The organism is Phaeodactylibacter sp. (assembly GCF_022763345.1).
Taxonomy (GTDB): Bacteria; Bacteroidota; Bacteroidia; order Chitinophagales; family Saprospiraceae; genus Phaeodactylibacter.
Genome location: NZ_JALEGS010000026.1, coordinates 1 through 18,546 on the forward strand (window position 1 = coordinate 1; position 18,546 = coordinate 18,546).

At 43.9% G+C, this 18,546-nt stretch carries 17 protein-coding genes; 16 read left to right on the top strand and 1 reads right to left on the bottom strand.

Annotated elements, in window-relative coordinates; genetic code table 11:
• The coding region (locus MRY86_RS07450; protein WP_293571161.1) for a hypothetical protein at positions 1-195 on the top strand (195 nt) is incomplete at its 5' end.
• A gap of 658 nt (positions 196-853) precedes the next feature.
• On the opposite strand, the gene MRY86_RS07455 is transcribed toward MRY86_RS07450, so the two are convergent.
• Complete coding sequence (locus MRY86_RS07455; RefSeq protein WP_293566406.1) at positions 854-1,123, bottom strand: hypothetical protein; 270 nt, start codon at positions 1,121-1,123, stop codon at positions 854-856.
• A gap of 622 nt (positions 1,124-1,745) precedes the next feature.
• Between MRY86_RS07455 and MRY86_RS07460 the strand changes: the two genes are divergently transcribed.
• From MRY86_RS07460 to MRY86_RS07530, 15 genes are all read left to right on the top strand, one after another.
• Positions 1,746-2,804 carry an NAD-dependent epimerase gene (locus MRY86_RS07460; protein WP_293566407.1) on the top strand — a complete coding sequence of 353 codons (1,059 nt, stop codon included), beginning with the start codon at positions 1,746-1,748 and terminating at the stop codon, positions 2,802-2,804.
• Between the two features lie 235 nt (positions 2,805-3,039).
• Positions 3,040-3,408, top strand: a complete 369-nt coding sequence (locus MRY86_RS07465; protein WP_293566408.1) for a four helix bundle protein — start codon at positions 3,040-3,042, stop codon at positions 3,406-3,408.
• A gap of 104 nt (positions 3,409-3,512) precedes the next feature.
• A complete protein-coding gene (locus MRY86_RS07470; RefSeq protein ID WP_293566409.1) occupies positions 3,513-4,301 on the top strand; it encodes a polysaccharide biosynthesis/export family protein in 789 nt (262 codons plus the stop codon).
• Between the two features lie 133 nt (positions 4,302-4,434).
• Positions 4,435-6,825 (top strand): tyrosine-protein kinase, encoded by a 2,391-nt coding sequence (locus tag MRY86_RS07475; protein ID WP_293566410.1) that lies wholly within the window; start codon positions 4,435-4,437, stop codon positions 6,823-6,825.
• A gap of 114 nt (positions 6,826-6,939) precedes the next feature.
• Positions 6,940-8,187, top strand: coding sequence for an IS256 family transposase (locus MRY86_RS07480; protein WP_293566411.1), 1,248 nt, complete (start codon positions 6,940-6,942; stop codon positions 8,185-8,187).
• A gap of 286 nt (positions 8,188-8,473) precedes the next feature.
• Positions 8,474-10,198, top strand: a complete 1,725-nt coding sequence (locus tag MRY86_RS07485; protein WP_293566412.1) for an ABC transporter ATP-binding protein — start codon at positions 8,474-8,476, stop codon at positions 10,196-10,198.
• On the top strand, positions 10,195-11,277 hold the full coding sequence (locus MRY86_RS07490) for a DegT/DnrJ/EryC1/StrS family aminotransferase (protein ID WP_293566413.1): 1,083 nt from the start codon (positions 10,195-10,197) through the stop codon (positions 11,275-11,277). The genes MRY86_RS07485 and MRY86_RS07490 overlap by 4 nt, the downstream gene beginning before the upstream one ends.
• Complete coding sequence (locus MRY86_RS07495; RefSeq protein ID WP_293571163.1) at positions 11,270-11,992, top strand: WbqC family protein; 723 nt, start codon at positions 11,270-11,272, stop codon at positions 11,990-11,992. Before MRY86_RS07490 ends, MRY86_RS07495 begins: the two co-directional genes overlap by 8 nt.
• A 9-nt stretch (positions 11,993-12,001) precedes the next feature.
• Complete coding sequence (locus tag MRY86_RS07500; RefSeq protein ID WP_293571165.1) at positions 12,002-12,679, top strand: methyltransferase domain-containing protein; 678 nt, start codon at positions 12,002-12,004, stop codon at positions 12,677-12,679.
• 20 nt (positions 12,680-12,699) lie between these two features.
• Positions 12,700-13,485: a sulfotransferase domain-containing protein gene (locus MRY86_RS07505; protein ID WP_293571166.1), complete on the top strand. Its 786-nt coding sequence runs from the start codon at positions 12,700-12,702 to the stop codon at positions 13,483-13,485.
• 8 nt (positions 13,486-13,493) lie between these two features.
• A complete protein-coding gene (locus MRY86_RS07510; RefSeq protein WP_293571168.1) occupies positions 13,494-14,402 on the top strand; it encodes a glycosyltransferase in 909 nt (302 codons plus the stop codon).
• Between the two features lie 2 nt (positions 14,403-14,404).
• Entirely contained in the window at positions 14,405-15,451 is a 1,047-nt protein-coding gene (locus MRY86_RS07515; RefSeq protein WP_293571170.1) for an N-acetylneuraminate synthase family protein, read from the top strand.
• Complete coding sequence (gene neuC / locus MRY86_RS07520; protein WP_293571172.1) at positions 15,448-16,575, top strand: UDP-N-acetylglucosamine 2-epimerase; 1,128 nt, start codon at positions 15,448-15,450, stop codon at positions 16,573-16,575. Before MRY86_RS07515 ends, neuC begins: the two co-directional genes overlap by 4 nt.
• A 3-nt stretch (positions 16,576-16,578) precedes the next feature.
• A complete protein-coding gene (locus tag MRY86_RS07525) occupies positions 16,579-17,286 on the top strand; it encodes an acylneuraminate cytidylyltransferase family protein (RefSeq protein WP_293571174.1) in 708 nt (235 codons plus the stop codon).
• The gene (locus tag MRY86_RS07530; RefSeq protein WP_293571176.1) at positions 17,283-18,404 is read left to right on the top strand and encodes a polysaccharide pyruvyl transferase family protein; all 1,122 of its coding nucleotides are present in this window, start codon (positions 17,283-17,285) and stop codon (positions 18,402-18,404) included. Before MRY86_RS07525 ends, MRY86_RS07530 begins: the two co-directional genes overlap by 4 nt.
• The last annotated feature ends 142 nt before the right edge of the window (positions 18,405-18,546 follow it).

Here is an 18,546-nt window from a genome sequence, read left to right on the forward strand (position 1 = left end):
CAACACAAAACCATTCCCATCCTGGCGGGGGTCGGGGGTGGAGATTCTAACTTTTCCGTCACAAAAAATAGCGCCACACCGACCGGCAACGCTCGCCCCTTTTACATTTTTCAGTTTTACATTTTACATTTTACATTTCTCTGTTCTGCAGTTCCAATCCACAGCCAATGCCCCATAGGAGCAAAATATGGGTAACCCCAAAGACCAACCATCGCCCCGTGCCGTAGGTACGAAATGTGAACGCCCGGCCACACCGACCCAACAAACACGCCCGGCGAAAGGACCGACTCCGTATAAAACTACGTCGGACAGCGAGAGCGCCGGGCGAGACAGCCCCACCGACCGGCAACGCTCGCCCCCAAGACTGCACCAACGGCAACGCTCGCCACTTTTACATTTTTCAGTTTTACATTTTACATTTTACATTTCTCTGTTTTGCAGCCCCACCACAGCCAATGCCCCACTTGGGGCTAAATGTAGGTAACCTCCAAGACCACCCGTAGCCTCGTGCCGTAGGTACGAAATGTGAACGCCAAGGCTACACCAGCTGGGCACTGCTTACAGAACGCCGGGGGAAGGGAGAGCCCCCGGCGTTCCGATTTCCCAAGCCTCCCCGACCGGCACCGCTCGCCCCATGCCACCGCCCCCTGCAGACCCCGCCCGGCCCCGGCCTTGCAGCGTTTAGGGAAAATCGCAGGCAGACGACGGCCACCCAGTGGCGCGGATACACTGTTTGAGCCAATACGCCCCACCAACCTGAAAACCCAACACCAAGCTATTCCCCGCAACCCCTTAATCCACCACGCAACAAGGCGAGTTTGTAGGCGCGAGTCGGCTGTCTGCGATTTTCCCGTTAAGAACGATAAGTCCCGGTATAACCGGGAATTTTTGTTTCCTCCGCCTGCCGTAGCTTAAGCAAAGGCAGGTTCATCCAGGAAAAGAAAATGCTAGATTTGCGCACAAGCCACCGCCCCGCCAGACCAAGCCCAGAAGACCAACCGTACGGCACCGCTCGCCCCAAAGCCATCCCCCCCAGCAGCCACCGCCAGGAAGACCCCGCCCGGCCCCCGGCATTGCAGCGTTTAGCGGATTGGGCTGCGAAAAACCGTGAAGAACGGCTCATTGTTTGAGCCAATGCCTGCAATCAAACTGAAAACCCAGCACTACGCTATTCCCCACAATTCCTATCACCACAATGCACTAAGGCGAGTTTGAGCAGTTTAGGTTTTTCGCAGTTCAATCCGCGTTAAGAACGATGCAGAGCCGTGATTTTTGTTTCTTTTCATCTAGGAAAAGAAAATGCTAGATTTGCGCATAGCCGCACCGACCGGCAACGCTCGAATACAACCAGCCCACGCTGCCCCCACCGACCGACAAAGCCTTACACAAAGTCACCCTACACCTCCCAATACAAAAAACAACCCAAAAGAAAAAATCCCCCAAAATTTGGCACTCTCAAAACCCCTTCGTTTTTTTGTACCGTCTAACACACAACAGGGCAAACACAACAACATCACCACCAACACTGCTCGTCAGCCCACCCGCTGATACAGCAGACCTATCTACCGACGTTGATAAGCCCCTGCGACTTATCGTCGGCGAAGCCGTAGAAAGAAAAGGTTTACCACTCAGGCACTAAGACACCAAGTCTCACTGATGATTTTACAGACAGCTGCCAATCTTAGTGCACCTCACGCCCTTACACCCTTAGTGGTCCATCCCACACGCATAGCATACAACTATAGATGAAAATATTAATCACAGGCACCGCTGGCTTCATAGGCTTCCACCTGGCCAACCGCCTCACCCACCGCGGCGACCAAGTCACCGGCCTAGACATCATCAACGACTACTACGACCCCCAAGTCAAATACGACCGCCTCAAAAGCGCCGGGATCAATACCGATGCGATTGAGTACGGCAAGCCCGTACAAAGCACCACCCACGACAACTACCAGTTCGTCAAGCTGGACCTCGTGGACCGCGAAGGGCTCGACCAACTCTTCAAAACCGAACAGTTTGATGCCGTAGTCAACCTCGCCGCACAGGCCGGCGTACGCTACAGCCTCATCAACCCGCAGGCGTATATCGATAGCAATATCATCGGATTTACCAATATACTGGAGTGCTGCCGCCACCACGAGGTCGGGCACCTGGCCTACGCCTCCAGCTCCAGCGTGTACGGACTGAATGAGAAAATGCCGCTGTCCACGGCCGATAATGTGGACCACCCCATCTCCCTCTACGCCGCTTCCAAGAAGAGCAATGAGCTGATGGCGCACACCTACAGCCACCTGTTTGGCATACCCACGACCGGGCTCCGCTTCTTCACCGTCTATGGCCCCTGGGGCCGGCCGGATATGGCGCTCTTCCTGTTCACGGAAGCCATGCTCAAGGGCGAGCCCATCAAAGTCTTCAACCACGGTAATATGGTGCGCGACTTCACCTATGTGGATGATATCGTAGAGGGCGTGGTGCGCGTCATCGACAACCCGCCAAAGGGCAACCCGCAGTGGACCGGCGCATCTCCCCTGCCCGACTCCTCCGTAGCGCCCTGGAAGGTCTACAATATCGGCAATAACAACCCGGTAAAGCTGATGGACTTCATCAAAGCCATTGAGGAAAAACTGGGGATTACCGCAGAGAAAAATATGATGGATATCCAACCCGGGGACGTGCCCGCGACTTATGCGGATGTGCAGGACCTCATGGATAACTTCAACTATAAACCGGAGACGACGATTCAGGAAGGGATTGATGCTTTTGTGGATTGGTATGTGGCATATTATGGGGTGGAGGTTTAGGCTTGGATGGGTCTGGGCGGGTTTAGGGGTTAGTTCTTGGATGGGTCTGGGCTGGTTTAGGGGTTAGCGTTTAGGTCCTTGCTGCGTCTTGAGTTGTTTAGGGTTTAGGGATAGAGGTCAGTCTGGGCTGGTTTAGAGGTTAGCGTAATAGATGCTCTGCATTTTGCGTTGAGAAAATAAAAAAAGGGCATCGCCCCCCTCTAAACCCTAAACTAAAACCTCTAAACTCAAACCCATGAAAACCTACAGCTTCGAATCCCTAAAAGCCTGGCAAACGAGTAAAGATCTGGCAAAAATAGTGTACGAAATCACCAGAAACTTCCCGGCAGATGAGCGCTACGGGCTGACAAGCCAAATCCGAAGATCCGCCGTTTCCGTACCTACAAATATCGCAGAAGGCAGCGGGAGAATTACTGGCAAAGACAAAGCACACTTTACGACGCAATCCTACAGCAGCCTCATGGAAGTACTCAACCACGCCATCATCGCCCAGGAATTAGGTTATATGAGCAAGGGCCAGCTAGACGTCATACGAACCCGTGTAGACCAAATCGCACCACTACTCAGCGGACTACGAAATGCTCAACTCAAGCAATCAAGCTAAACCCTAAACCCTAAACCACCCCAGCAACACCCCAGCCCTAAACCCTACCCTCTACCCCCTAAACCCTACCCTCTAAACAAAAACCCTATCTTCACCCCAAAAAAATGACCTCCACCATAAAAAATATAACCCTCTTAATCCTTACAGCCCTTTTTCTATCTTCCTGCGTCACACACGATGAACTCCTGAACTTCAACAAAGGACCAGAATTCCCGACTGCTCCAGAAGCCATTCAAAACCTCCCGCAGCTGACGATACAACCGGACGACCTCCTCTCTATACGGATAAAAGCGCTCGACCCCATTGCAGCCATGCCCTTCAATATTGACCCAGAAGGTATGATGAATATGAATATGGGCGGTGGCGGCATGCGCCCTTTAATCGGCTACCTCGTGGACCGGGAAGGCACGATCGATATGCCCATGCTGGGAACAATCAAGGTACTAGGAAGAACAACGGATGAAGTGCGGCAGATTGTACTGGAAAAGTTGGAACCATTTTTGAACAACCCAGTGGTCTCCGTACGATTCTTAAACTTTAGAATTACAGTTTTAGGCGAGGTTTTACAGCCTGGTACTTTTTTTGTAGCCAATGAAAGAGTTACTGTTCTCGATATGTTAGGACAAGCCGGCGATATAACCCCCTATGGTAACCGAACCAATATCCTCGTCATCCGGGAAGAAGATGGGCAGCGGGAATTTGGACGGCTTAATATACAGGAGCGAGATATCTTTAAATCCCCTTTTTTCTACCTCCAGCAAAATGATGTGATCTACGTTGAACCTTTGCAAGTAAGGACTGCCTCTATTCGTGACCAATCTACACGGATTTTACCTTGGCTATCAGCAATTACTGCATTAACTACTTTGGCGTTGACTTTATCGAATTTATGAGTTTAAAAGCAGAGCAGTTGAGGGGTAATTACTAAAGAGAATAAATTTTAAAACAGGCACAGCTACAGAAAAGCAACTCTACTAATTATCTAGCAAAAGCATATCACCCAACTGCTTACTAACTAAAAATACCTTGACCAATAATACCAACATAAACAACCCTGACCGCATCTCCTCCGATCAATACGAAGGAGATGCGGTAGAAATAAAAGAACTCCTCTTTGCTTTCCTCCGAAATTGGTATTGGATTGTGCTTTTTGTTGTGATTGGCTTTTTGGGAGCAAGATTTTATTTAAGGTATACCATAACTATCTACCAGGCAAGCAGCAAAATACTGATCAAGGAAGAAAAAGGAGGAGGCTTGTCCGAAGAGGCAGTGCTTCAGGAAATTGGAATACTTAAGCCGAACAGCAATATTGATAACGAAATACAAATCCTAAAGTCTCGTACCCTCATGACAGAGGTGGTGCAAGAGCTGGGACTGGATGTGGAGTACCTAGGGTTAGGTCGGCTTAAGCATACCGAACTATACACAAGCTCGCCAATAGTGCTAGATTCCGTGCACTGGGGGGGAATAAGGCAGAGTGCCACACTGGACTTAATAGTCAATGGACCTGTTTCCTATAATTTACTGGATTTGGAGTCAGAAACAGAAACAACACACAGTTTTTCCACTCCACTAGTTGTACAAAAGGATACTTTCTGGCTGCGCTATGTCCCAGGCAGAAGTAGAGCAGATCGTATTCAAATCAACATTGGAATAGGCCCAGGGCGTTATATGAAGCCGTTAGAAATAAAAACAGTAGGAAATTACTCCAGTGTACTGAGTCTACAAATCGAAGACCCGGTACCGCAAAAAGCGATTGACATTCTCAATAAACTCGTAGAGGTCTACAATCAGGCAGCGATTGATGATAAAAATCAGGTGGCAAAAAAAACACTGAAGTTTATCGACGAGCGCCTTCGATTACTGACGATCGAACTGAGCAATGTGGAAGGGGGGCTCGAGCAGTATAAAGAACGTAATGAAATCCCTACAGAAACATCCGTTACGGTAAGTATGATACTTTCCGAAATTACTGAATATGATAACACTCTAACACAAGAACAAATCCGGCTAGAACTCCTCATAGCGGTAGAGGATATGCTAAGCAGTGGGGATGTCAACCAATATGAACTGATACCCGCCAATATTGTCCTCGAAGATGCGGGAGGGTTAGATGCTCAAATACAAAGATACAATGAATTACTGTTGGACCGGGAACGGCTAATGCGGGCGGCAGGAGCAGATAACCCTCAATTGATGGCACTGAATGATCAATTGGCAGGCATGCGGCAGAATATTGTGCAGAGTGTGCAGGCGGTTCGGCAAAACCTGGAACTGTCGATCAGGGAAACCCAACGTAAGCTAAAAGAATTACAACAGCGGATTAATCAGGTGCCCCGACAGGAAAGGGAATTGCTGGAAATCAAGCGGCAACAAAATATAAAAGAAGCTCTGTTTCTGTTTTTATTGCAGAAAAAAGAGGAAACAGCGCTCTCGGCGGCTATTACGGTGCCTAATGCCCGAGTTATTGATTCTGCAATATCAGGTGGAGGTCCTGTTTCCCCTAAGTCCATGCAGGTTTATGCTATCGGCCTTATGCTGGGCTTCGCTCTCCCTATCGGCTTAATCTTTATCCGGGAATTACTAGATAACAAAATTTACAGCGAGGCGGATATCAAACGCTTTACCCAAACTCCGGTACTGGGAGCAATTGTCCAAAGTAAAAGCCAAAACCCTATTGTGGTTAAAGCCAATAGCCGTACCGGGATTGCCGAAATGTTCCGCTTATTAAGAACCAATCTCAATTACATTGGTAAGGGGCAGTCTAAACAGACGATACTCATCACTTCTGGCATGGGGGGAGATGGTAAAACATTTATTGCCATTAACTTGGGGATATCGTTGTCTCTGACAGATAAGCGAGTGGTCATCCTAGGCTTGGATTTGCGTAAACCTAAATTATCTAAGTACCTGGCACAACAATCAGACTACGAGGGAGTTGGGATTACAAATTATTTGGTCTCTGATATAGAAATAGACAGTGTCATTCGCCCAACCGAAATTAATGACAATCTTTTCTTTATACCAAGTGGTCCTATTCCACCTAACCCAGCGGAGCTTTTGAGCGGAGGCAAAGCACCTGAGCTCTTTACATACCTCAAGCAGCAATTTGATTATATTGTTATTGATACAGCACCGGTGGGATTGGTGGCGGATGCTTTCTTGCTGGAACCATACACTGATATTTCTCTATTTTCAGTCCGCCACGGCAAAACCCCTCAGCAAATGCTGGTTGGACTGGAGGAAATGCGGAAAGACCAAAAGCTTAAAAATCCTGCCATAGTATTGAATGGAGTGAAGGCTGGAAAAGGTGGGTATGGGTATGGGTATGGGTATGGGTATGGGTATGGGTATGGGTATGGGTATGGGTATGGGTACTATGAGGAAGATAGAAAGAAAAAATGGAAATTGTTTTAAGGAAAGGAATTGGGAAGTAGTCGAGGCATAGCGGAGGAAAAATGTCCCGATAACAGTTCATTTCAATGGGAGTGGCCACTGAACTGTGTCTGCGTCAAAAGTAGATACACGATTATGTCAAAACAACCAAAAAAGGGAGCGGTCAGTGATTTCGATTTCGAGTCCTACCGCCAAACGGTAATCCAGGGCCTGATGCAAGGCAAAGGGCTGACTGGCGAAGAAGGCCTCTTAAAGCCTTTGATTGCCAACTTCATAGAAGGGGCTTTGTCAGCCGAGCTGGAAGACAATCTTGCACAGAGCAAGGCAGAGGGCACCGCCAACAAGCGTAATGGCAAGCAGTCCAAGCAAATCCGTACCGAGTCAGGCGAGGTGGAAGTCCACTACAGCCGGGACCGGGAAGGGACTTTTGAACCTCTCACCGTAAAAAAGCGCCATCACGAGTTTGGCCTGAGGCTTGACAACCAGATCCTGGAGCTTTACGCAATGAGCAATTCAGTGAGCGATATACGCACGCACCTGGAGCGGATGTATGGAGCCCAAATGAGCGAAAGCCGCATTTCGAATGTGATCAATCAAACCTGGGACCGGGTGGAAGCCTGGCGTAATGCCCCTTTAGCTCCGATGCTAGCCGTACTGTTTATTGATGCAGTGCACGTGGACGTGCGCAGGGACGGGCAAGTCAGGCGTATTGCTCTTTATGTAATGTATGGCATAAGCATTGAAGGAGAACGGCAGGTCATTGCCCTAATCCCCGGCCAGGGAGCAGAAGGTGCCGTGGAATGGGGGCGCTGCCTGGAACAGCTTAAGCAGCGCGGCTTGCAGGATGTGCTCTATATCTGCAGCGATGGCCTAAGCGGGCTGCGCGAAGTGATCGCCGAGGCTTTCCCGTTAGCGAATATCCAGCGCTGCGTAGTGCATAAAATCCGCAATACCTTCAGATTGCTGGATGAAAAAGACAGCCGGCAGGTCTTGCGCCAGCTCAAAGAGGTCTACCACGCGGTCAATGAAGCCGAGGCCCGGCGTAAACTGGACGATTTCGGCCGTTATTGGGACGGCAAGTACGACTTAGTGGTTAACTTGTGGCTCAAAGACTGGGAAGACCTTATGGGGTGCATGAACCTCAGCCCGGCGCTCAAAAAGCTAATCTACACCACTAATGCCATTGAAAACCTGAACCGGGAGATCCGCAGGGTAACAAAGGCTAAGGCGGGGTGGGTCAGTGACCGCGCACTCTTGATCCAGCTCTTCCTGGCTTTAGACCGCAAGCGGTCGTCCTGGAATAAGAACGTCTTTGAGTGGAACGCCATCCATAGAGAACTGGCAGCAACTCATGGTGAGCGGTTCACTAAATATATTTCTTAATTTCGCCAGACACAGTTTAGTGTACACTCCCATTTCAATCTTAGTGCACCCTATGAAGTGTGCAAAACGCAATACAAAGCATTATTCCAAAAGGCTCACTTATCAACTTATCCACTGCTCAATACTCTCCCCTTCATAAACCGAAAGTAAAAATAGAACTGGGAAGGCACTCCTAAAATTCTCGTCTTCTTAACTCCTTCACTAAGAATATTAAAGCATCAAAATCTTCGTCAAAAAACACTTCAGTTCTTTAGCTTTCTTCTACCACCACCTGCGCTACCGATTAGTGCAGCTGCTGGTAGTCAGCATATTGGTAGGGCTACTCGATGGTCTAGGCCTGGCCATGTTCCTACCGCTGCTGGAGCTAGTGGCCGACAGCAACGCCCAAGTCTCAAGCGATGCTATGGGCAACCTCGCCTTCATCCTTGACGGGATACAAGCAATTGGGCTGCAGCTTACCCTTACAGTTGTGCTAATGACCATGCTGAGCTTCTTTGTATTCAAAGGTATATCCAAGTATATATCTAGCTATCTCAACGTCATTTACCAGCAATACTTTATTCGGAAGATACGGGTAGAAACCATAGACGCGCTGACCGAATACCGCTACGAAGCTTTTGTAAGTTCTGATGCGGGTGCCATACAGAATACGCTGAGCGGGGAAGTGCAACGGGTAATACAGTCCTATCGCAAGTACAGTCAGATGTTGGAGCAAGGCGTACTCGTTCTTACTTATGCAGGGCTAGCCTTTTTGGCTAATCCGGAATTTGCACTGTTGGTTTTGGTAGGCGGAGTACTCTCTAATTTTTTATTCAGCATCCTTTACAAAAAGACCAAAGTCCTCTCGCGGCAGTTTGTAAAGAGCAGCCATAGCTTTCAGGGCTTACTAATCCAAGAAGTTGCATTTTTTAAGTATTTGAAAGCTACCGGTAGCATCCGTCGCTATGCCCAAAACTTAAAGGAAAAAGTGTACGAAATCGAAGACTCCGTGCGCAAAATGGGCGTACTAAACAGCATCATGACCGGCGTACGCGAACCCCTAATGATGGCTATAGTTATAGGGACTATATTAGTACAGGTGCAATTAATGGGAGGCAGTTTAGCGACTATCATCCTTAGCTTACTCTTCTTCTACCGGGCGCTGAGCGCGGTCACTACCCTGCAAACTTCATACAACCAATTTTTAAGCTTCTCCGGTTCTCTAACCAATATGACCGACTTTGTGATAGAACTGCGTAAGCAGCGCGAGAGGAACGGCAGCATCGCAATGCCTAGTTTCCAACGAGTCATCAGAGTAGAAAACGTAAGCTTTGGCTATCAGCTAGGCGATTGGATACTCCAGGACCTCAAGCTCAGCCTGTACCGCAACGAGACTCTAGCCCTAGTGGGCGAGAGTGGCTCAGGCAAGACTACCCTTATGAACCTGCTGAGTGGTCTGCTGCAGCCTAGCCAGGGGAAGATTTGGATTGATGGACAGGACATGTCCCAACTCGACATTCTGAGTTTCCAAAGCCGCATAGGCTACATTACCCAAGAGCCGGTCATCTTTGATGATACGATTTTCAACAACGTGAGTTTCTGGGCGGAAAAGACGCCGGAAAACCTACGGAACTGTTGGGCAGCCCTGGAGCAAGCGAGCATTGCCGATTTTGTACGAGAACATCCCGATGTCGAGGACGCACGCCTGGGTAACAAAGGTATCAACCTTAGCGGAGGTCAAAAACAGCGGATTTCCATCGCCCGAGAGCTGTACAAGGAAGTGGACTTTCTGTTTATGGACGAGGCAACCTCAGCCTTAGATTCAGAGACCGAACGGGCCATACAAGAAAACATTGACCAGCTCAAGGGGCAGTACACCATACTAATTATCGCCCATCGGCTGTCTACTATTAGGAATGCTGACCGGGTGGTAGTGCTAAAACAGGGGCGAATTGAGCATATTGGGACTTACAAGGACCTAGTGAATAAATCCGTTTCTTTTAAACGGATGGTGGAACTACAAGAATTATGATCCCCGTAACCAAACCCTTCCTCCCTCCCAAACAAGAAGTCTACGCCCTGCTCAATGGCGTGTGGGAGCGCAATTGGCTGACCAATAACGGGCCCTTAGTCAATGAGTATGAGATACGGCTCAAACAATACCTGGGGCTAAAGCACCTCCTGTTTGTTTCCAATGGAACCATTGCGCTGCAGATTGCCATCAAAGCTTTGGGGCTGAAAGGGGAGATCATTACTACTCCCTTCTCCTACGTGGCCACGACCTCCAGCATTGTATGGGAAGGATGTACACCGGTTTTCGTCGATATTGATGAAGAAACGCTTAATATCGATCCGGAAAAGATAGCGGACGCTATTACGCCCCAAACATCTGCTATACTTGCTACGCACTGCTTTGGGAATGCCTGTGATATCGATGCTATTGATACGATAGCTAAAAAACACAACCTAAAAGTCATCTACGATGCCGCCCACTGCTTTGGAACCACCTACAAGGGCAAAAGCATCTTTGAGTACGGCGATATCAGTACGCTTAGCCTGCATGCTACCAAGCCGGTGCATTCGGTAGAGGGCGGTCTTGTGGTGACCCAAGACCCGGAACTTCTGGAGCGGATGGCTTTCTTACGCAATTTTGGGCACGATGGTCCCGAAAACTTTAATGGGGTGGGTATTAATGGGAAAAACTCGGAGTTGCATGCGGCTGTGGGATTGGTCGTCCTGAATCATGCAGATGAAATCCTGGAGAACAGAAAAAAACTGAGCCTTTACTACGATAGGGAGCTGGAAAACTTAAAGGTTAGGAAACCTAAAGTGCAGGAACATTGCGGGTATAATCATGCCTATTACCCTATTATTTTCGGGGATGAAGCCCAAGCTTTAACAGCTAAAGTGGCTTTAGATAAACAAGAAATTTTTTGCAGACGGTATTTTTTTCCTTCACTCAATAAAGTGGGATATGTCAATGATTACGACATGCCTGTTTCAGAAAAGATTGCCCAATCTATTTTATGTCTGCCACTTTACTACGGCTTAAGTAATCAGGAGCAGTTTTTAATTAAGCGAAACCTCCTCAGGCTTCAGAATTATGGATAGAATTAGTCGTATCGCCATAATGCAACCTTACTTTTTTCCCTATATAGGGTACTTTGCAATGATTAAGCATACAGAATTATTTATTTTATTTGATACGCCTCAATTTATAAGACATGGCTGGATAGAACGAAATCAGGTACTAAAACCTAGCGGTGAACCGCTTTATATAAAAGTGCCGTTGGTTAAACACCATAGGGATACAAAGATTAATGAAATAGTTATCAAAAATAGTCAGCCCTGGAAGGATAAAATACTCGCTCAACTTGGGCCTTACAAGAAAAAAGCCCCTAACTACTCAAAAGTAATTAACCTGCTTAATGAAATTTTTGAATTGGATACCGATTCGATTGTTGAGCTCAATCGTTTTTCACTAGAAAAAGTCTGCCAGTATTTAGAAATTAATACCCCGATTGAAGTCTGGTCTGGAATGAATGTAGATATAGCCCCCGTAAATGAGCCTGATGAATGGGCGCTGAATATTAGCAAAGCCCTCGGGGCAGATTCTTATATCAATCCACCGGGTGGAATGGACTTTTTCGATAGAGCAAAGTATAAAAATGCCGGGGTAAACCTCAAATTCATGAAAGTCGTACCCGTTGAATACAGGCAAATATCTGAATCCTTTGTCCCTAATTTATCAATCATCGATATCTTGATGTTCTGTGATGCTGAACAGGTCCACAGCATGCTGGATAATTATGAACTAATTAAGTAATTCAAAAATATGTCAGAATACTGGAAAAGCTATTGGAAAAATGTACATATTACTGATCCACAAATAACCGTAGGAAGGACAAAATTTGGTGATCCTGTATCGGCAAAAGCCTTTTCTAAGGAGATTACCTTCATTAATAAAAAATTAAAAGTCTCTGATAAAGAGAATCTTCTTGATCTTTGCGCAGGCAATGGACTCATATCTGATTTTTTTGCACCACTAGTAAATCAGGTGACAGCAGTAGACATATCAGAAGTACTTCTAGAAAACTTTATTTCTAGAATGCCTAATATAGAAAAAATATGCCAAGATTTAAATGAATTTGACTTCAGAAAATATCATTACCATAAAGTGATCTGGCATTTTTCAATTCAACATTTTAGCTTGTCGAACTCAGTACAAATAATTAAAAAGTGCCTTGATAATATACAAGAAGGTGGAGTGTTTTATATTGGCGATGTGCCTGATTTAGACAAAAAATGGCAGTTTTATTCCCTTCCAGAATATAGGTCTTTCTATTTCGATAAGTTAATTAACGGTCAAGATCATATTGGAACTTGGTTTCAGAAATCCTTCTTTATTCATTTATTAGACTACCTAGGTTACAAAGACAGATACGAAATTATCTCCAAGCCTGAATTTCACTTCAATTCGGGCTATAGGTTTGATTTACTGATTTGGAAATGAAGTTGATAGCCCTACATTCCATGCCACGATCAGGCTCTACATGGTTAGGAAGCATTATAGACTCTCACCCTTCTATTTCATATAAAATGCAGCCTTTATTCTCTTATTCCTTGAAAGGTTATTTAGATGATTATTCCAATTATAGCAGAATACAGAGTTTTAAAAATCAGCTATTAAACACTGAAAGCGATTTTATAGATCAAATTGAGAAAAAGAAAAGAAATATAATTCCAGTTTTTAAGAAGTCAACTCCAAAAGTAGTGGCGTATAAGGAAACTCGATATCATTATATTTTAGAAAATTTACTGCGCACTGATAAAGAATCCTATGTTGTTTGTTTAATCAGAAATCCTCTTGCTCATCTATATTCTTGGCTGAATGCACCAAAAGAGTTCAGGCATGAGTTAGGCTGGAAAATTGAAGAAGAGTGGTTACTTGCTCCCAAGAAAAACCAAGGTAGAGCCGAGGAATATTATGGCTATCAAAAGTGGAAAGAAACCACAATAATGTTTCATTCTCTACAAAAAGCATATCCTGATCGCTGTTTGATTATCAACTACTCTGATTTACTAAGGACCCCAATGCAAAAAGCCTTACATATTTTTAGCTTTTTAGGACTACAAATTCACCAACAAACAAAAGAGTTTATTAAAGAGAGCAGAAGCAAAAATGATAAAGATCCATATGGAGTCTATAAAGACAAGAAGGAAGACAATTCATGGCAAGGAAAATTACCTGGTTATATAGTCGATTACGTACAAAATGATTTGGCTGGTACTAGATTAGAATCATACATTACATCATAACCAATTGCATGAACTTCCAAGAATTCAAATCCAGATACCAAAAAGCCCCTGTTGAGGAATATCCCAACAAAGTCACGGACGTGCCTGTGGTTTCTGTCTGTGTGATGACCTATCAGCACAAAGACTACATCAGGCAGTGTCTTGATAGTATTTTGATGCAAAAAACGGACTTCCCCTTTGAAGTTTTGTTGGGGGAAGATGCTTCGACAGATGGGACACGGGAGATATGTATTGAGTATGCAGAGCGTTATCCGGATAAAATCCGGTTGTTTTTGCATGAGCGAGCGAATAATATTCATATTAATGGCAGTCCTACAGGGCGGTTTAATTTCCTTTATAATTTATTTTCTGCCAAAGGGGAGTATATCGCGCTTTGTGAGGGGGATGACTACTGGGTTGATATACATAAACTTCAAAAACAATATGACTTTTTAGAATCCAACCTTGAATATGTTTTAGTTAAATCAAAGCAAAGAAACGTTGATGAAATTGGAAATACACTCTCTGTGAGTAATGGAGGTACCCGTACAATTATGTTTCGCAATATAGTGAAGCTACCCGTTGACTTTATCAATATCATCCCACATGGTGACAATCTACTTAATGGAGTATTAAAACTATATGGAAAAACATTTTCACTAAATGAAGTTACAGCAGCTTGGAGAAAGCATCCTGAAGGTCTATGGGGACCACTTACAGACCAAGGTAACGAGGCAAAATTGCAGCTAAATAGAGGCCTGTCTAAGGTGGGTACAGGCCTTACTCTTCTGAAAATGAAAAATATAAAGTATGGTGAGGCATATATCCTAAACGCTATACCCAACTTACTCAGAGCCACAGAAACCCCTTACACTTGGAAAGACAAGCTTCGTTTACTAGCAAAAATGTTCAAAATAATCTTTAACAAAAACATTTAAATATGAAAAAAGCAGTTTTGACAATACGTGGTCGAAAAGTAGGTTATGATTATAAGCCTTTGGTTATTGCCGAGATTGGCATTAACCATGGAGGCAGTTTGGAAGAAGCAAAAAAAATAGTAGATGCAGCTTTAGAAGCTGGCGCTGAAGTGATTAAACATCAGACTCATATTGTGGAAGATGAAATGAGTAATTTGGCTAAAACTACTATCCCGGGAAATGCGAATAAATCCATTTACGAAATTATGGATGAATGTGCTTTAAATGAAGCAGAGGAAAAAGCATTAATGGAATATGTAGAAAATAAGGGAGGTATTTTCATTAGCACTCCTTTTTCTAGAGCTGCTGCTAACCGTCTTGAATCATTTGGTGTGCCGGCATACAAAATAGGATCTGGAGAATGTAATAACTATCCCCTGATAAAACATATTGCTAATTTTGGCAAGCCCATTATCCTCAGTACAGGAATGAATGATCTTGACACTGTCCGAGGAGCAGTAAATATACTTGAAAAATACAATGTTGATTATGCGTTATTACACACTACCAATTTATATCCAACTGACCCGAAGCTAGTAAGGCTAGGTGCTATGACAGATTTGCAAAACGAATTTCCAAATGCAGTAATAGGTTTATCAGACCATACGACTTCTAACCATGCTTGCTTGGGGGCTGTTGCCCTTGGTGCGTCTATCCTTGAGAGACACTTCACTGATAGCCTAAAAAGAGAAGGCCCTGATATTGTATGTTCGATGGACCCTAGAGCGCTAAAAAATCTTATTACAGGCGCGAATTTGCTTCAACAAATGCGTGGCGGAAATAAAAAAGTCCTGCTAGAAGAGGAGCAAGTGACTAGAGATTTTGCCTATGCCACAGTAGTTTCAATCAAAGATATAAAAGCGGGCGATGCTTTTACTAAACAAAATATATGGGTAAAAAGACCAGGCGTTGGGGAGATTCCAGCTATTGATTTCGAGCAAATTTTGGGAAAAACAGCTACAGAAGATATAGCTGTAGATCAACATTTGAAGAAAAGTCAAGTGAAATGAAAAGAAGAATACTATTTATTTCAGGGACTCGTGCAGACTTTGGCAAGCAAAAGGCTCTGATGCAAGCTGTCAAGAATCATCCAAATTTCAACTTAAGTATATTTTGTACAGGCATGCATCTAATGTCTAAATATGGCTATACTGTAACTGAACTACAGAAGGCTGGATTTTCAGATAATATCTTCCATTTTCTCAACCAAGTAGAAGGGGAAAGTATGGAAATAACTCTATCTAATACGATTGCAGGGTTAAGTCGTTACCTATGCGAAAACCCGGTAGATTTAATTATTATACATGGAGATCGAATAGAAGCTTTAGCTGGTGCCATAGTGGGAGCATTACGCAATCAACTCGTTGGGCATATTGAAGGCGGAGAGGTCTCAGGAACGATAGATGATCTTCTGAGGCACGCTACATCTAAAATGGCTCACATTCACTTCGTCGCTAGTTCGATTGCAAGACAGCGATTGATACAGTTAGGTGAATTAGAGAAGAATATATTTAAAATTGGATCCCCTGATGTTGATGTGATGCTATCAGATAACTTACCTTCTTTAGATGAAGTTAGGCAGCGCTATGATATAAAATATGAGCATTACGCCATTGCCATATTGCATCCTGTTACTACTGAAGTCCACATGATAAAAAAAGCAGTAACTACGTACATAGAAGTGTTAAGGAAGAGTGGTCGAAATTACGTAGTAGTATACCCAAATAACGATATGGGGTCCGAACACATTCTTGCTGCCATAGAGCAGTTAAAAGAGCTCGAAAGCTTTAGGGTGTTTCCCTCCTTACGCTTCGAGTATTTTCTAACCCTATTAAAAAATTCCGAATTTATCATTGGAAACTCCAGTGCAGGTATCCATGAAGCTCCAGTTTATGGAGTGCCTACGATCGATATAGGTAGCCGTCAGCGGAATCGCTTCAGGTATAAATCGATTCGTAATGTAGATTTTTCACAAGAGCAATTGCTAAGTGCGATTGAGGAAGCTACTCAGGCAGGTCGGTACGAATCAACTACTCACTATGGGAAAGGAGACAGTGCACAGTCTTTTATTAGAATTTTAGAATCTCAGACTTTGTGGGAAACTGAGAAACAAAAACCATTTGTTGATCTTTAGAAAATGTATCAGGATAAAGAAGTTATTGCAATTATTCCAGCTAGAGGCGGCTCTAAGGGTATTCCAAAAAAAAACATGATAAAGTTAGGTGGCTATCCTCTAATTTACTGGACAATAGTTCGGGCTCAACGCTCAAACCATATTGACCGTATAATAGTGAGTTCAGATGATGATGAAATTTTATCCTATTCAGAAAGTATAGGCGCAGAAGCTTTACGTCGACCTTTAAATCTTGCTACAGATACTGCCTCAAGTGTAGACGTTGTCCTTCATGTATTAGAATATCTTGGATTGAAAGAATCGCATGAGCTGATTCTTCTATTACAGCCTACTTCCCCGTTAAGAACAACTGAAACAATAGACAAGTCAATCAAATTCTGTTTGGAAAATGCATATAAATACGTAATGAGCGTCTCCCCACTGCAGAAGAGTCCCTATCATTTCTACTTAGAAGGAGAAAATAATATCCTTATTCCACTTTACTCGCCAGAAGGAATCACTTCAGTAAGACGACAAGATTTACCTACTGCTTATACATCTAATGGGGCGATCTATCTAGTGGACGCACATTACTTTACCCAAATTCGTACGTTCAAACCAGAAAATATTCATGCCTTCAAAATGAGTGACGAAGAAAGTATCGACATTGATACTCTGAGTGATTTGAACGCGGCAGAGAAATTAATACGTCTTAAAAACATCCAAGCATGAAAATACTTCATATCGCCTCTTTTATAGGCAATATTGGCGACAATGCTAGTCATTCAGGGTTCCATAACTTAATAGGTCAAGAGCTTCGACAAAAACTAGAGTTCAACCAAATAGAAATAAGGAGATTTTACCAGAGCTATAGTAGACTTGACAAGCAGCTTTTCGACGAAAGCTTCGCCAAATTATCGAATAAACATGATGCTTTGTTGATTGGGGGGGGAGGGTTTCTTGATTACTGGATTAAGGGTAGCCAAACTGGTACGACCCTTGATATATCTCTAGAAATACTCGAACAAATTAAGGTCCCTATTATTATTGGCAGTGTTGGAAGTCTTCCTCACCACGATGTACCTAAAGAAAACTTTAGGAAATTCGAAAAATTCCTCCAGTACGCATCAAATCGAGACAACCTACATATCCTTTTACGAAATGATGGTTCTAAAACAAGTTTACGAAACACTTTTGGCGAAGACTTAATAGAAAACATGCCCGAAATTCTAGATCACGGCTTTTTCTACGAACCACCCAAAAATGATTTGGTGCTAAAAAAAATAAAGCCTTATGTTCTTATCAATACAACAGTCGACCAATTGGAGATGATAAATAAAAATAAAAATTTGTCAATAGCAGAATTCACGAAACAAATTCGAAGAGTAATAATTCACTTACTGAAAACCACAGAATACAACATTGTATTTATTCCACATATTTACAAAGACATCTATGGATTTATGCAAATCTTAGAGAATGTAGATGATTATTTCATTCGTAGTCGTATCCAAATTGCTCCTTACCTTCAAGGCAATGCGGGGGCAGAAACTCTATTTAACTTATACAGGTACTCTGAACTAAATATCTGCATGAGATTTCATGCAAATGTTTGTTCGTTAGCTTTTAATCAACCAACTGTAGGCTTAGCCGCGTTACCTAGAATAGAGAATGTTCACAAAAATTTAGATAGTCATAACTATGTAAACCTAAATGAAGGAATGGCAGAAACTATTATTAAAAATTTAACAACAGGAATAAGTAAACCTGGAGTAGAAAGTAAATTAAAAGAACATAAAGAGAGGACTATCTCAGTGTATAGAGATATACTAAATGGAATAATAAAATAGTAACATCCAATCATTTATAGCAATTCTTCATCTTTGGCTTTGACTACATACAAATTTACCCCCCGCTTGTCTGCTACCACATCTTGAGCATATGTTCCCCCCTCCGGGTTAAAGTAATTTCTTCAGCTGTGGTGCACTCTCT